Source organism: Endozoicomonas sp. ISHI1, assembly GCF_024606225.1.
Classification (GTDB): Bacteria; Pseudomonadota; Gammaproteobacteria; order Pseudomonadales; family Endozoicomonadaceae; genus Endozoicomonas_A.
The window spans coordinates 77,008-92,451 of record NZ_JAGRPU010000006.1; the positions used below are offsets into that span (position 1 = coordinate 77,008).

12 protein-coding genes are annotated in these 15,444 nt (G+C 49.9%); 7 read left to right on the forward strand and 5 right to left on the reverse strand.

The window, feature by feature from the left end; genetic code table 11:
• Positions 1–106 precede the first annotated feature (106 nt).
• Entirely contained in the window at positions 107–1,285 is a 1,179-nt protein-coding gene (locus KBW69_RS06350) for a hypothetical protein (protein WP_257280322.1), read from the forward strand.
• 20 nt (positions 1,286–1,305) lie between these two features.
• On the opposite strand, the gene xdhC is transcribed toward KBW69_RS06350, so the two are convergent.
• From xdhC to xdhA, 3 genes are read right to left on the reverse strand one after another with little or no spacing between them, the layout of a single operon-like run.
• Positions 1,306–2,148, reverse strand: coding sequence for a xanthine dehydrogenase accessory protein XdhC (gene xdhC / locus KBW69_RS06355; RefSeq protein ID WP_257253495.1), 843 nt, complete (start codon positions 2,146–2,148; stop codon positions 1,306–1,308).
• Entirely contained in the window at positions 2,135–4,495 is a 2,361-nt protein-coding gene (xdhB, locus tag KBW69_RS06360) for a xanthine dehydrogenase molybdopterin binding subunit (RefSeq protein ID WP_257253493.1), read from the reverse strand. The genes xdhC and xdhB overlap by 14 nt, the downstream gene beginning before the upstream one ends.
• Positions 4,488–5,918 carry a xanthine dehydrogenase small subunit gene (xdhA, locus tag KBW69_RS06365; protein WP_257280323.1) on the reverse strand — a complete coding sequence of 477 codons (1,431 nt, stop codon included), beginning with the start codon at positions 5,916–5,918 and terminating at the stop codon, positions 4,488–4,490. The genes xdhB and xdhA overlap by 8 nt, the downstream gene beginning before the upstream one ends.
• A gap of 355 nt (positions 5,919–6,273) precedes the next feature.
• Between xdhA and KBW69_RS06370 the strand changes: the two genes are divergently transcribed.
• The 4 genes from KBW69_RS06370 to KBW69_RS06385 all read left to right on the forward strand — a co-directional run bounded on the left by KBW69_RS06370 (position 6,274) and on the right by KBW69_RS06385 (position 11,279).
• The gene (locus KBW69_RS06370; RefSeq protein ID WP_306670810.1) at positions 6,274–7,620 is read left to right on the forward strand and encodes an NCS2 family permease; all 1,347 of its coding nucleotides are present in this window, start codon (positions 6,274–6,276) and stop codon (positions 7,618–7,620) included.
• 157 nt (positions 7,621–7,777) lie between these two features.
• Positions 7,778–9,634 (forward strand): C2H2-type zinc finger protein, encoded by a 1,857-nt coding sequence (locus KBW69_RS06375; RefSeq protein ID WP_257280324.1) that lies wholly within the window; start codon positions 7,778–7,780, stop codon positions 9,632–9,634.
• Positions 9,612–9,815, forward strand: coding sequence for a hypothetical protein (locus KBW69_RS06380; RefSeq protein ID WP_257280325.1), 204 nt, complete (start codon positions 9,612–9,614; stop codon positions 9,813–9,815). The genes KBW69_RS06375 and KBW69_RS06380 overlap by 23 nt, the downstream gene beginning before the upstream one ends.
• Positions 9,816–9,860: 45 nt before the next feature.
• A complete protein-coding gene (locus tag KBW69_RS06385) occupies positions 9,861–11,279 on the forward strand; it encodes a uracil-xanthine permease family protein (RefSeq protein ID WP_257254237.1) in 1,419 nt (472 codons plus the stop codon).
• 15 nt (positions 11,280–11,294) lie between these two features.
• Here KBW69_RS06385 and KBW69_RS06390 read toward each other — a convergent pair whose 3' ends face one another.
• Positions 11,295–12,644, reverse strand: coding sequence for an 8-oxoguanine deaminase (locus KBW69_RS06390; RefSeq protein ID WP_257280326.1), 1,350 nt, complete (start codon positions 12,642–12,644; stop codon positions 11,295–11,297).
• A gap of 151 nt (positions 12,645–12,795) precedes the next feature.
• Positions 12,796–13,434 carry a TetR/AcrR family transcriptional regulator gene (locus KBW69_RS06395; protein WP_257280327.1) on the reverse strand — a complete coding sequence of 213 codons (639 nt, stop codon included), beginning with the start codon at positions 13,432–13,434 and terminating at the stop codon, positions 12,796–12,798.
• A 320-nt stretch (positions 13,435–13,754) separates the two neighbouring features.
• Between KBW69_RS06395 and KBW69_RS06400 the strand changes: the two genes are divergently transcribed.
• Both KBW69_RS06400 and ubiA read left to right on the forward strand, forming a co-directional pair.
• Positions 13,755–14,369, forward strand: a complete 615-nt coding sequence (locus KBW69_RS06400; RefSeq protein WP_257280328.1) for a chorismate lyase — start codon at positions 13,755–13,757, stop codon at positions 14,367–14,369.
• Positions 14,370–14,490: 121 nt separating this feature from the next.
• The gene (ubiA, locus tag KBW69_RS06405) at positions 14,491–15,378 is read left to right on the forward strand and encodes a 4-hydroxybenzoate octaprenyltransferase (RefSeq protein WP_257280394.1); all 888 of its coding nucleotides are present in this window, start codon (positions 14,491–14,493) and stop codon (positions 15,376–15,378) included.
• The last annotated feature ends 66 nt before the right edge of the window (positions 15,379–15,444 follow it).

Consider the following 15,444-nt stretch of genomic DNA (forward strand, 5'->3'; position numbering starts at 1 on the left):
GATTTCTGAACCGGTTAGGGGGGAACCATTCTCTCATTCGAATGTCCATATTTATAGATGCCATCTGACGATGGAAGTCATTCAACCAATGAATAAGGAGTTTCGTATGATTAATCAGCCCCCTATACTGCCGATTTCCCCTGCTGTCTCTGGCACTGCGCCTTCAGCAGTGGATCCTGCTCAAAAGCACGATGATCTGTCCAAGCAGATTGCAGCCCTTCCTGAACCTGAAGTTAGCAAGCACATCCCTTTAACAGAACATAATCTGGATGAGTTTAAAAAGGCGTTGGAAAAGTATTGCGTGACTCCCGCGGAGGCAATGAATCACCCACTGGCATGGATTGTTGGCACCATGGAGGGTTCCGCAACCGCTCTCAGTAAGGCGACTTTGAACCCGATTCCCTTCACCTCATGGCGTCTTCCTCTTCTTCCTTTGGTTTCATTGAAATGTCTGGGCATGAAAAAAACGTTGGCGCTATATACTGCTATTGGCGCAGTCGGAGGCTTTTACGGCAGGGTTAAAGCTGCTTCTGAAATTTATCAAAAGACACCTGAAGATAACCTGACAGAAAAAATAACACGCCTTGGGAAGGCGTGTTCCGAGTTGAAGGATCAAATGCTGCACGCACGGCTTGATCGGTTGAGAGCACAAAATAAGTTGCGTCAACTGGCACCTATGTTGAGCGTTCGAGATCGTGAAAAGCTATGTGATGAAATCAAACTTTCGCTGAATAAATGCCTTGAAATGACGATGCCGACAGAAATCCGGTTTTATGAGGAACAACTGGAAAAGCAGGCACCCATCATTCTTGAGCTTAAAGAAAGGATCGGTTTTTTAGAGCGGCAAATGAGCAAAGGCAAGGATGTGAAGCTGGAATTGCTGCGTACAATGTTTGATTTAGATGCCGAGAGCGATGCGTTCGATCGCGTGCAAAAACTACTGGACAGTGCAAAGGTCACCCCGGTTCAGGATGTGGCTGGACACGCCGGGAAGCTCGATAAGCTGGCGTCTGCCATGACTGAAGGTTCTATGCTTCCCAAGACACTTGAAGCTCAAAGGCAATTTCTGGAAGCCGATAGCAAACTCAATAAATTGCAGTCTGATTTTATACAAAAACAGAAAGAGTTTATTAACGCGCTTGTCGAAGAGCAAAGGTTTCTTTTGGCACGCGGCCGGGGTATGACGACGAAGAAGGAAGATAAAGAGGCATCTCGTGCAGCTGCTTCCGGTAGTGCATATAGCCAATCTCAGACCACCGGGGTTAATGATTCAAGTTCAGTATAAACCCTCCCACCACCAAGCTTTCAGGCTTGGTGGTGGTCGTTTATTAATCTTTTTAGCGCCTGCCAGGGAATACCTTCCCGTTTTCGGGCAAGACTGCCTCGAGAGCCATTTTTGACGGCCAGAATCTCTCCGGCAATGGCAATGGCGATCTCTGCGGGTTCTCTGCCTCCCACTGCGTTCAGTCCGACCGGACACCTCATGTGTTCAATCCGGGCGGGGTTGAAGCCCTTGTGCTCAAGGCGTTGACGAAACCTCCGGGCTTTAGTCTCAGATCCTATGACGCCCAGCCAGCCAATGTCTGATCGCTTCAGTGTTTGCTCAGCAATCGCATAATCCAGCTGGTGGTTATGGGTGACGACCAGAACAAAGGCGTTTTCAGGCAGGGCCGCCACTTCTTCATTGGGCTGTTCACTGAGGATACAGGTCACATTCTCAGGCAGAGTCCGGGGGAAAAGCTCTGCCCGATTATCAATCCAGGTGATACGGCAATTCAGGGGTGAAAGAACATGAATGAGTGCTTTGCCAATATGTCCGGCCCCGAACAGAGCGATATGGAAGTTACAGCCTGCTATGGGCTCCAGCATCACGCTGACACTGCCCCCGCAACACTGACCGAGCCGGGGACCCAGTGGGAAGTGTTCCATAACAGGTGCCTGCTGATCTGATGCTATCAGCTCTCTGGCCCGCTCAATCAGCAGAAACTCAAGATGCCCACCACCCACAGTGTCAAAGCTTTTTTCGTCTGTGACCAGCATTTTACTGCCTGATTTTCTGGGCGCAGAACCGGCTGATCCCAGAATGGTCACAAGCACACCCGGCTGGCCGGAACGTTTGAGTTCTGACAGCGCGTCAATCCATTCCATAGACGACCTCCTCTTTGTTCAGAGGTTCTGTTTGAAATCGCTCTTTTATTTCCGAAATGGCTTTCAGCACTCTTTCCGGAGTCGCTGGAACATCAATGTCCGGGCTGACGGTGTAGTCTGAAAGGCTCGACACAGCATCACGTATTGCAGACCACACCGAGATGCCCAGCATCAGCGGAGGTTCGCCGGTCGCTTTGGAATGATAAATCGTATGCTCAGGATTATCCTGCTCAAACAACTCAACATTAAAGATAGCCGGGAGATCTTCAATCGTCGGAATCTTGTAAGTCGCCGGATTGTTACTCAGTAACCTTCCCTGCTCGTCCCAGACTGTCTCTTCACTGGTCATCCAGCCCATACCCTGGATAAAACCGCCCTCAATCTGGCCACGGTCAATGGCGGGGTTCAGTGATCTGCCAACGTCGTGCAATAGGTCAGCTCGTTCCACCCGGTATTCTCCGGTCAGGGTATCCACCACGACTTCGGATACGGAAGCACCGCAGGCGAAATAATAGAAAGGGCGACCCTTGGCGGTTTCTCGGTCGTAGTGAATCTCCGGCGTGCTGTAAAAGCCTGAGCTGGAAAGTGAAATTCGGTTAAAGTAGGCGGCCTGAATCAGTTCAACAAAGGGAATGGTCCGTTCTTTCATGGTGACATGACCATCAGCAAACTCAATATCTTCAGGTTTTTCACGGTAATGTTCAGCCGCGAAAGTTATCAGGCGATCACGGATTTTCTGGCAGGCATCCTGTGCAGCCTTGCCGTTCAGGTCACTGCCGCTGGAGGCCGCTGTCGGAGAGGTATTGGGCACTTTGTCGGTTCGGGTAGAGGTCACCTGCACCTGATCCAGACCGACGCCAAATTCATGGGCAACCACCTGGGCCACTTTAACGTAAAGGCCCTGCCCCATCTCGGTGCCCCCGTGGTTCACCTGAATACTACCGTCGGTATAGATATGGACCAGAGCACCAGCCTGGTTGAGATGTTTGGCCGTAAAAGAGATGCCAAACTTCACTGGGGTCATGGACAGGCCTTTCTTTAGTACCGGGCTGTCTCGGTTGAACGCAGTAATCTCCTGCCTGCGCTTTCGGTATTCAGAGCTCTCTTCCAGTTTTGCCATCAGTTCCGGAAGCACATTATGCTCAAAGGTCTGGTGATAATGAGTGACATTTCTTTCGCCAACGCCGTAAAGGTTATTGAGGCGAACATCCAGTGGGTCCAGACCGGTGGCACGAGCAATGTCGTCCATCGCCCGTTCTATCACCAGCATGCCCTGAGGTCCTCCAAAACCTCTGAATGCGGTGTTGGAAGCCGTGTTGGTTTTGCAACGGTGGCCTGTGACTATGGCATTATCGAGATAGTAAGCATTGTCGGAATGAAACATGGCCCGATCAACGATAGCGTCTGTCAGGTCGGGGGAATAACCGCCATCACCTGCGACCTCTATATCTATCCCCCTGAGAGCGCCGTTGTTGTCAAAGCCTGCCCGGTAACGGTGTCTGAAAGGGTGGCGCTTGCCAGTGGATATCATGTCCTGCGAGCGATCGACCCGAAATTTTACGGGTTGTCCGGTTTTACAGGCCAGAAGTGCTGCGATACAGGCTGGGCCAGCAGCCTGGGTTTCTTTTCCACCAAAGCCTCCCCCCATGCGTCGAACATCAGCTACGACTTTATGCAAAGGAATGCCCAGAACTTCTGCCACCAGTTTTTGTACTTCAGAAGGGTGCTGGCTGGAAGTGTAAACATGGTATTGGTTGTCTTCCAAAGGGACGACGCTGGCAATCTGCCCTTCCAGGTAAAAATGTTCCTGGGCACCGTTGCTCATGGAACCTTCGAGTTGTCTGGGCGCCTCGGCAATCGCACGATGAGCGTCGCCTTTATGCATCACATGCTCAGGTCTGAGAAATGATTCTTCCTGCATGGCCTGATCAATGCCCAGTACCGGCTTTAACACCTTGTATTCGATGTTGGCTTTTCTGGCCGCTTTTTTGGCGGCCAGATGAGACGTAGCCGCTACTGCAAAGACCGGCTGACCGACATAGTCGACCTTGCCATCAGCCAGCAACATATCGCCAGGGTAAACCGGGCCAATATCCTTGTGTCCGGGAATGTCCTCAGCGGTGACGACCATGACCACACCGGGGCTGTTTTTGACCGCTTCAAGATCCATGCTGATGATTTCGGCATGAGCCTGGGCAGACAGTCCAAATCCGGCATGAAGCTGGCCTGCCATTTCGGGTCGATCATCGATATAGGTGGCTCTGCCGCTGACATGCAGGTGAGCACTGTCGTGTTTGGCCGTGTTCGGGGAAGACTGGGCGGTGGTGATGTCCGGTAACTTACGCATGAGCAATGATCCTTGCAGTTTGTCCGGACATTTCCAGAAAGTATCTTTCCAGCAGGTTGCAAGCTGCCTGCAGCCGATAGTCGCTGCTACCCCTGACATCGGACAATGGTGTGAATTCTGAACGAATAGCTTTCTGTGCCGCCAGCAGAGTGGTGGCGCTGGCCTGATTGCCCGTCAGAGCTGTTTCGCAGGCCTTAGCCCGTTTGGGTATTTCTGCCATACCTCCGAATGCGACCCTGGCTCGGGTAATAATTCCGTTGTCGTCCAGTTCCAGATTGATGGCAGCCAGAACGGCGGATATGTCATCGCCATATCGTTTGCTCAGTTTGTAAACCCTGAGTTGGTGGGGATTGAGTGGGATGCGTATGCGGGCAATAAATTCGCTTTCTTCGAGCAGGGTCTTTTTGTAGCCCAGGAAAAAATCTTCCAGAGGAAGGGATCTGTTCCTGTTTCCTGTACGCAGTTCGACCTCTGCATCCAGAGCCAGTAACACAGGAGGTGTGTCGCCAATGGGAGAGGCATTACCGATGTTGCCACCCATTGTGCCCACGTTTCGAATCTGCTGTGAGCCCAGACGCGAAAGCATTGTGGCAAAGTCGGGGAAGTGTTTGGCCAAAAGAGGTTCCAGCTGACGGTAGGTTGCAGCCGATCCAATGATCATTTCCTGATCATTACAGGTGATTTCTTTTAGCTCATGGACCGAGGCCACTGAGACCAGCGAAGGTAAATCCTTCATTTGTTGAGTCACTTCCAGCCCAAGGTCAGTGCCACCGGCCAATATTCTGGCCTGTGGGTGCTTCAGCAAATAGTCAGCCAGCTCTTGCTCGGAATTCGGCATGAACACACCGGTTGCCGTATCATCTAACCGGGCTTTCAGGGCGATGAGTTTCTGAACTGTCTCCTGTTCGCGACGCTTGAAACGGTCAGAGGGTGTCAGGCTGGCAATCTCATCGGCAGCATCGACGATAGGCTGGTAGCCGGTGCAACGGCAAAGGTTTCCACCCAGAGCTTCAGCAACCTCAGGTCTGTTGGCGGGTTTCTCATGATGAAAGGCAAACAGAGACATGATAATACCGGGCGTACAGAAACCGCATTGAGAGCCATGATGATCCACCATGGCTTGTTGCACAGGATGCAGTTTTTCCCCTTCAGCAAGATCTTCAACGGTGATCAGCTGCTTGCCGTTGAGTGCTGGTAGCAGAGCAATACAGGCGTTAATGGTCTGATAATTCAGACGGTCGTTCTCTGGCTCGGCAATTACCACGGTGCAGGCGCCGCAGTCACCTGAACAGCAGCCCTCCTTGGTGCCGGTTTTTCTATCCGGATTATGACTGCGATTACCCCTCAGGTAGTCGAGTATGGTGGTATCGGAGGGTATGTCCCTGAGTTCAACCAGAGTCTCGTTGAGCAGAAATCGAATCACGACGACTGACTCCTTTGTTCTAATTCTTAATAGGAAAAAACATTCTGCATAGTCGTTTTTATGTTTTTGATTAATGTAGAATATTTTTCTTTGCTCACATTTGCGACTTGTAATTTGACTATTTGGTCAGGAAAATAGCAAGCAGAAACATCGACAGACTGGTATAAAAAAGCGGGCTGGTGTTAAAAAGATAGGCGTCTGAACTCAGCTGTCTTGAAATGAATAATGCTATGAAAAAGGCCTCATATACCTTTGGGTCATGTTTTGTGAACTCTGGGTAAGCTCAGTATCATCAGTTTTGATCGGTTGGTTGGATTATTGCATCGATAAGAACAACAAATATAAGGAGTCTGGAATGGATAACGCTGAAATGGCACCCTCTGTGGGTGGGGAGAAGAGTGGATCACTGCTCGACCGTCTCTTCGAACTCAAAGCCAAAAACACGACGGTAAAAACTGAACTGATGGCAGGTCTTACGACCTTTATTACCATGTGTTATGTGGTGTTCGTCATACCGGGAATGCTGGGTGATGCCGGCATGGATAAAGGGGCTCTGTTCACTGCCACCTGTTTGGTTGCAGGTCTCAGTACCATTGCCATTGGTCTTTATGCTAATTGGCCTGTGGGACTGGCTCCTGGTATGGGGTTGAATGCTTTCTTTGCCTATGCAGTGGTGCTCGGCATGGGTTATAGCTGGCAAGAAGCCATGGGTGCTGTATTTTGGGGCGGCATAGGCTTCATGCTGTTGAGCCTGTTCAAAGTCAGGGCATGGATTGTAGACAGCATTCCTGTTGGTCTCAGAGTCGGAATCACCAGCGGTATTGGTCTTTTCCTGGCACTGATTGGCCTTAAAAATGCCGGTATTGTGGTGGCCAGCCCGGGCACCATAGTGACGTTGGGGGACATCACTCAGTTTGGCCCCATGATGGCCTGTCTCAGTTTGTTTCTTATTCTGGGTCTGGCCTTCCGTGGTCTCAAAGCCGCTGTGCTGATCGCTATCGCCGTTGTGACCGCCATTGCTCTGCTGGCTGGTGATGTTGCTTTTACTGGTGTCGCTTCAGCGCCGCCCAGCGTGATGCCCATCGTCGGTGAGCTGGACATTATGGGCGCTCTGAACCCTGAAATGCTGGGTGTCATTATTGCCTTCATGTTCGTCAATCTGTTTGATACCACGGGTACCCTGATTGCTGTGGGTGACAAGGCGGGCCTGGCAGACAAAAATGGCAAGATGCACAACATGAACAGAGCCATGGTGACTGACGGTACAGCTTCCTGGGCGGGAGCGTTGATGGGTACACCGACTGTGACTTCCTATGTTGAAAGTGCTTCAGGCGTGGCCGCAGGAGGTCGCACAGGTCTGACAGCGGTCACCATCGGTGTGCTGTTTTTGCTATGTGCTTTCTTCTCTCCCCTGGCTGGCATGGTACCCGCTTATGCAACAGCGGGAGCCTTGATTTATGTTGCCGTTCTGATGGTAGGTAGCCTGGCCAATATTGACTGGAATGATCTGACAGAAGCCGGACCGGTCATGATGACAGCGATCATGATGCCACTGAGCTTCTCTATTGCTAATGGTATCGCTCTGGGGTTCATCGCTTACCCGGTGATTAAAGTTCTGGCTGGACGTTCCAGCGATGTCAGTATCAGTGTCTGGGTATTAGCAGTGCTCTTTGCCCTAAAATTTGTCTTCTTTGGCGTCTGAGCCTGTCTGGCTTGCTCATTTAAGGTGAGCAAGCCTGTTAACTCTCTTCAGGCAAAAATTCTCAATCACGTTTTGATACCGTGCCCCTAATCCGTTCGTCTATCCTCACTGCTCTGATCCATAGAAAACAAAGGACAGAACCATTAAAAGTCTACTCTTGCACGTATTGGTTATTGTGCCTTTCGTCTGCCCGGCTGAGCCACAGACTTACCATTTTATCGTTGAGGTTAACCAGAATGGGGCTTCGACGAGCATAACCAGCACAAACGGATATTCAGGGTCAGGCATGCCACCCGATGACAAACCAGGCAGGCGAAACAAACTTCAGATCATCACCTTGATGTACGGAACGGGCTGCGGTAACCATTCCCGGACAACGGGGCCAGAGGATCATGGTCAGTCATTCAATGTACATTCAGAAAAATCGAATTATCTATACGACAATGACCATAATGATGAAGATTCGGGCCGACCCAACGACTCCCGACATAGCCTTGACGAAAACTGCCATGAGCAGCCCTGCTGTAATCGACAAGGACGCTGTATCTTTGCTCCCCCCACAAGTACCCGGTGTCGTTCAACCTCAGATGACTCTTTAGCTTGCAGAACAGATGTCTATTTGCAAACAGGCGATCAGGAATCTGGCCCGGTAAGTCATCCTGCTGAAGGCCCGATCGTTGTCTCAGGAGCCGACAGTACAACCGGTCCATCATCAACATTAAATCCGCCTCCTGCGAAAAAACAAAGGAAGGCAGGCTCCAAAAAATACCGATGTGATTACCCCGGCTGTGAAAAATCATTTAGCTCTCAAGCCTCATTGAAATGTCACAAAAGGCAATATCATACCCCAGAGCAAACCTGCCCTGAGTGTCAAAAGACTCTGCCAAACGCTCAAGCCCTTTCGGTTCACAAAAGCAAAGATCACACAGGAGAGCAGACCTGCCCTGAGTGCCAGAAGACCCTGCCAAACGCGAGAGCCTTGTCGGCTCACAAAAGTCTATATCACACCGGAGAGCAAACCTGCCCTGAGTGCCAGAAGACCCTGCCAAACGCTCAAGCCCTGTCGAATCACAAAAGAAAAGATCACACCCCAGAGCAAGCCTGCCCTGAGTGCGATAAGACCCTGCCAAATGTTCAAGCCTTGTCGGATCACAAAAGAAGAAATCACACCCCGGAGCAAACCTGCCCTGAGTGCCAGAAGATCCTGCCAAACGCGAAAGCCCTTTCGGTTCACAAAAGAAAAGATCACACCCCGTGGCAAACCTGTCCTGAGTGCCAGAAGACCCTGCCAAGCGCTCACGCCCTGTCGTTTCACAAAAGTCACTATCACCGCGGAGAACAAACCTGCCCAGAGTGCGGGAAGACCCTGCCAAACGCTCAAGCCCTGTCGGTTCACAAAAGAAGATATCACACAGGAGAGCAAACCTGCCCTGTGTGCGAGAAGACCCTGCCAAACGCTCAGGCCCTGTCGTTTCACAAAAATCGCTATCACTGCGGAGAACAAACCTGCCCTGAGTGCGGGAAGACCCTGCCAAACTCACAAGCCCTGTCGGTTCACAAAAGAAGATATCACACAGGTGAGCAAACCTGCCCTGAGTGCCAGAAGACCCTGCCAAACGCGAAAGCCCTGTCGAATCACAAAAGAAAATATCATACCGGAGAGCAAACCTGCCCTGAGTGCGAGAAGACCCTGCCAAACGCTCAAGCCCTGTCGGTTCACAAAAGAAGATATCACACAGGAGAGCAAACCTGCCCTGTGTGCGAGAAGACCCTGCCAAACGCTCAGTCCTTTTCGACTCATAAAAGTCGCTATCACATCGGAGAACAAACCTGCCCTGAGTGCAGGAAGGCCTTGCCAAACTCACAAGCCCTGTCGGATCACAAAAGAAAAGATCATACCGGAGAGCAAACCTGCCCTGATTGCCAGAAGATCCTGCCAAACATTCAAGCCCTGTCGAATCACAAAAGGCAACACCGAAAACGAAAGCTTGATGATACAAAGTCAAGTGATTGATTTCTGCTTGTCACAGGCTCAGGAGGGTAAGGCACTGCAAACGTCAGGTCGTGATCTGAAGTGCCATGTTCACGTCCATCTGTCTATCCCCTGCATCATGAAAGGCTCGCCCTTGGCAGGCTGGTTGCGCTGGTATTTTATTTCGAATATCTCCAAAAAAATTGAACAATTGGTCAAGTAATTGCAATACTCCTTCTGAATAACAAAAAAAACGGCAGGAGTACCCATGAATACCGAGGTTCATAATCCCGAACTCATTCACCAGCTAAACGACAAGCCACCATTACCTAGAGCTTTTTTCAGTGCTTTGCAACATATGATCGCCAGCTTTATGGGTGTTGTGACACCAACTCTGGTCATCGGTGGGGTGCTGGGCCTGGGAGAACATATTCCTTATCTGGTCAGTATGGCGTTAATCGCATCAGGGATAGGTACCTTTATCCAGGCCAGACGTTTTGGTCCTCTGGGCTCTGGTTTGCTGAGTATTCAAGGGACCAGTTTTGCTTTTTTAAGTTCCCTGATTGCTGCCGGCTTTGTTGTTAAGAGTCGGGGAGGCAGCAATGAAGAGATTATAGCTTTAATGACAGGGCTCTGTTTTTTCGGGGCATTTATCGAGATTATCCTGAGCCGTTTTTTCCATAAACTGCGCAAGATCATAACGCCAACCATCACCGGAATTGTCATTTCACTGATTGGTCTCAGCCTGGTTAAGGTGGCTGTGACTGATATGGCCGGTGGCTTCAATGCGCCTGATTTTGGTGCACTGAGCAACCTTGCAGTGAGCATCACAGTGTTGGCGACTGTGATCTTTTTTAATCGCAGTTCCCGTCCCATGGTTCGTCTCTCGGCGATTTTCCTCGGCTTGCTGGTAGGCAGCCTGATGACACTTTATTCCGGTAAAATGACTCTGGAGGGATTAACGGACTCGGCATTATTTACTATTCCAGTGCCTTTTAAATATGGAATGACCTTCGATTGGGAGTTATTCATTCCGATTGCTCTCATTTATGTGATTACGACCATTGAATCGACTGGTGATCTCACTGCAACAGCAAAGCTCTCAGGAGAACCTATTAAGGGTGATGAATACGTTGAGCGTATTCGTGGCGGAATTTTGGCTGATGGCGTGAACTCTCTGACCGCAGCCTGCCTGAACAGCTTTCCAACGACGACGTTCAGTCAGAACAATGGTGTGATTCAAATGACCGGCGTCGCCAGCCGATTTGTTGGCTATATTATTGCCGGACTGTTTTTTGTGATGGGACTTTTCCCGATACTCGGGGCCATCCTGGTGCAGATTCCCAAACCTGTTCTGGGTGGGGCCACATTGGTTATGTTTGGCACAGTGGCTGCTTCAGGTATTCGCATACTGGCTTCAGAGTCGCTTGATCGTCGGCAGGTAATGATTATTGCTGTGTCCATAGGCATGGGGCTGGGTGTCACAATTGTGCCTGAGGTGCTGAGTCAGATGCCGGAACTGGTCAAAAACATTTTCGGCTCGTCGATCACCACCGGAGGTTTGACTGCTATTTTGCTGTCGCTGGTTTTGCCTGAAGAATCCGGGCTGGCATCCAGCGATCAGAGAAAAGTGGTGAAAAATATTAATGCGTCTTCAGGATCCATCAAAGAAGAAACCGCTTTCTGAGAACTCCATCATACCTCAGGACACCAGTTTTTTGGCTGAAAGCTGGTGGGCAGCCATGATAGCGTGTTGATCAAGATGAAGCAGTGCTTCATTTTTAATCAGCCACTTTCCTGCACACATCACGGCAGCTGCTTTATGGCCTCCACAAAGAACTAATGCTGCCAATGGGTCATGGCTGCCGCTGAAACGCAACTCATCCAGGCTGAAAAGAGCAAGGTCGGCCTGCTTCCCTACTGCCAGTTCTCCAATATCCTCCCTACCAAGTGCTTTCGCTGAACCTTTTGTCGCCCAGTACAAGGCATCAAGATGAGTGACTTCATCTGCGGCGTAACGCAGACGGTTGATCAGCAAAGCCTGACGGACTTCCTGCATCATATTCGAGCCGTCGTTAGAAGCAGAGCCATCCACACCCAGTCCGACATGGACGCCTGCAGAATCGAGTTCTTTGGTTCGGCAGACGCCCGATGCAAGAAGCATATTTGAGGTAGGACAGTGACAGACGGCCAAACCCGCCTGCCCCATTCTTTTGATTTCATCCTCATTGAAGTGAATGCCATGAGCCAGCCAGACATCGTCAGCCAGCCAGCCCACAGATTCAAGATAATCCAGTGGACGCAGACCAAATCGTCGAATGCAGAAGCTGTCTTCATCAAGAGTTTCAGCCAGATGAGTATGCAATCGAACACTGTGTTTACGGGCGAGCCCGGCGGTCTCTTTCATCAGCTCTGTGCTGACTGAAAAAGGTGAACATGGCGCCAGAGCAATCTGAATCTTTGCTCCCTCTTCTGGCTGATGGTAACGATGAATTAGACGTTCTGAATCGTTTAGTATTTGTGTTTCCGTTTGGACGGTTGATTGGGGAGGAAGGCCGCCATCCTTTTCTCCAAGACTCATCGAACCCCGAGTCAACATTACCCGTCCGCCAACACTATCAGCGGCCTTCACCTGGATATCAATGGCTTCGGTGAGTGTTTCTGGAAAAAGGTAGTGATGATCCGCCACTGTTGTACAACCGGATTGCAACAGTTCTGTCAGTCCCAGCTGAGTGGCATTAAAGAGCATCTCTGGCTTCAGTTTTGCCCAGACCGGATAAAGTGTTTGCAGCCAGGGAAAGAGTTTTTTATTCAGTGCTGGAGGAAAAGCACGGGTCAGGGTTTGATAAAGGTGGTGGTGGGCATTGATCAGGCCGGGAATCAGAATCTGTCCGGAAGCGTCGTAGCTTTGATCAAACGGGGTTTTCGGGGATTGTCCCGAAGGGACCAGCTCCGTGAGCTTGCCAGAGCTTTCATCAATAACCACACCGTTGCCAGCGTTCTGATTGTTGGCGGTAAAAGTAGCCAAGGGGTGTTTTATCCAGACTTTCATTATCTGCCTTTTGTTATGAGCAGGCGGCCTGGATGGGGTCATAAATTGCCACATACCATAGACCACCATTACAGCGGTTTATAGCAGTGACTTTCGTGTTAATCTGCCGGTTTTGTTTTATGTTGCGACTGTACAAGATTTTTGACGTTTCTCAAACCTTCAAACCGCAACCACGAAGAACAATGTCACAGATAGTGTCAGCGGCTTTATCGTAGGTTGAAGCAGGCAGTTTCTTCTTATCCATGATCATGCAAATCTGCTTTTCATAATCAGCGTAATGCTGAGTCGATCCCCAAATCATAAAAATCAGGTGCATGGGCTCGACCCGGGCCATTTTGCCTTCATCCATCCAGTGCTGAAAAATTTCTGTTTTGTTTTTAAACCATTGCTGGGCAGAGGCCTTCATGGAAGGAGACAGTTGCTGGCAGCCATGAATGATCTCGCTGGCAAAAATCCGGCTGGCGGTGGGGTATTTTCTGGAAACTTCGATCTTTGAACGGATATAGCGCTCAAGGGATTCTGCAGGGTCATCTTTCGGGTGAAAGCCGTTCAGTTTGTCGTTCCAGAGACTCAGAATGTTGCTAAGTACTTCGTCATAAATTTCCTGCTTGTTACTGAAGTAATACAACACAGTCGGTTTCGGCAAATCGGCCAGGTCAGCTATTCGCTGGATTGTCGCTCCCCCGAAGCCATGTCGGGCAAATTCCTGTTCGGCTGCTTGCAAAATCAGCCGAACCCTCTCGGCTCTGATGCGACCGGTTTTTTGGGACATACGTTTTACGACAGCCATGTGCGGATCCTGAATTATAGTTTTCGATCATCCCTTAGGGATGATTTATACCATTGGCAGGAAGCATAGAAAAGAATCGGCTAGTGTCCATAAATGTGAATCATAAAGAAAGTGAGTAAAACCATAAATTGTTGGGGTATCGTTGTGCTTTTCAACTTAAAGTCATTCTCAATTCCATAAATTTAGCCAATAATAGCAGCCTGTGTTTAACCGTGAAGTGACTATCCTGTCATTGCTTTTCATGGTTCAGGATGAGCTGCCCTCAGTCTGAGAGGCGTCTGTGCAGTTCTTGAGAATTAGGTTTTGAAGCAGGAGTGAGGGTGCCTTTTATTGATTTTTCAGGCTTGCCCTGGAAGCCAAGACATTATCTGAAACAGCAGATTCCAGAGCCCTGGAGAGACTGGTTGCTGGACAGAGGCTCCCTGACGCAGCGTCTGAAGCAGGCGTACAATGGCGACTTCAGTGTTCAGGTTATTCGTCAAGGAACCTTTATGCCGACCTATTCGGAGCTGAAGTTTCTCAATCACTATGAGCAGTCAAAGGTTACGCCCACTCCTGATGAGATGGCAGGATCATTCAACAGCAGACACTGCAGCAAAATGGCTTCTATCAGGGAAGTTCTGTTGATTTGTGGTGGCAGACCCAGGGTGTTTGCGCGAAGTGTATTGCCTCACAGCAGTCTTATTGGCACTAACAGGGGACTGCTGCAACTGGGCAATAAACCTCTGGGGGAGTTTTTATTTAACCATCCTGGTATGCGACGGGGGCCATTTGAGGTAGCGGAACTGCCGGCACGACAGTTTAATCCTCATCTGGTGGAAAAATACTCAGATGAAACAGCCTGGGGAAGACGGTCGTTATTTTATTTGCACGAAAAGTCTATTTCTGTTTGTGAAATCTTTTTGCCAGATCTGCCTGAAAAGACAGAGGAGTGAGAATCGGCCCTAACCTGATAAACTGGCGATATAATTCAAGGCCGTGAGCGGCAGAAACCTCAGCGATGACAAGAAAAGTACCGATAAACAGCCAAACACTATGATGCATTTCAGGAAACCCATGGTGGTATCAGCAGGGACCGAAGTGGTTCTGCAGCGATTCCCCCGTTTAAAAGACTTTTTACAGCTGGCCAGGCTCAATCGGCCCATTGGTATTTATCTGTTGCTCTGGCCTACACTTTGGGCGCTCTGGGTTGCAGCAGAAGGTGTGCCGAGTCTGGCGAATCTGGTGATTTTTTCGATCGGCGTTGTTTTGATGCGCAGTGCGGGTTGTGTCATTAACGACTTTGCTGACAGGAAAGTGGACGGTCATGTTGAACGAACACGTAATCGACCACTGGTGACGGGTAAAATTCAGGAAAAAGAAGCACTGATGTATTTTGTCGGCATGGTGCTTCTGGCTTTTATTCTCGTCCTCTTTACGAATGCTCTTACCATCCAGCTTTCTTTTGCCGGGCTATTGCTGGCATCGGCTTACCCTTTCGCAAAAAGACATACTCATCTGCCTCAGGTGGTTCTGGGGGCTGCTTTTGGTTGGTCGATACCCATGGCTTTTGCGGCTCAGAGCGGAGCCCTGGGAAACATCGTCTGGCTGATGTTTCTGGCCAATCTTTTCTGGACGGTGGCTTACGATACTCAATACGCCATGGTGGATCGAGACGATGATCTGAAAGTAGGCATCAAGTCCACTGCTATTCTGTTTGGTGAGATGGATAACCTGATCGTAGGTAGCCTGCAAGTGCTTACTCTGCTAACTCTCGCCATGGTAGGCCATCAGCTGGAGTTGGGCGTTCTGTACTTTCTCTCACTGATCGCTGTTGCAGCCCTTTTCGTTTATCAGCAATGGTTAACTCGTCGTCGTGAGCGTGAGGCCTGCTTTAAGGCATTTCTTAACAACCACTGGGCTGGAGCCATTGTCTTTGTCGGGTTTGTGGTGAGCTATCTTTGATATGCAATGCGGTTTGAAATCCTAGTGGTATGTACCGGCATAAATGGCTAAAAACCATGTCCTGCG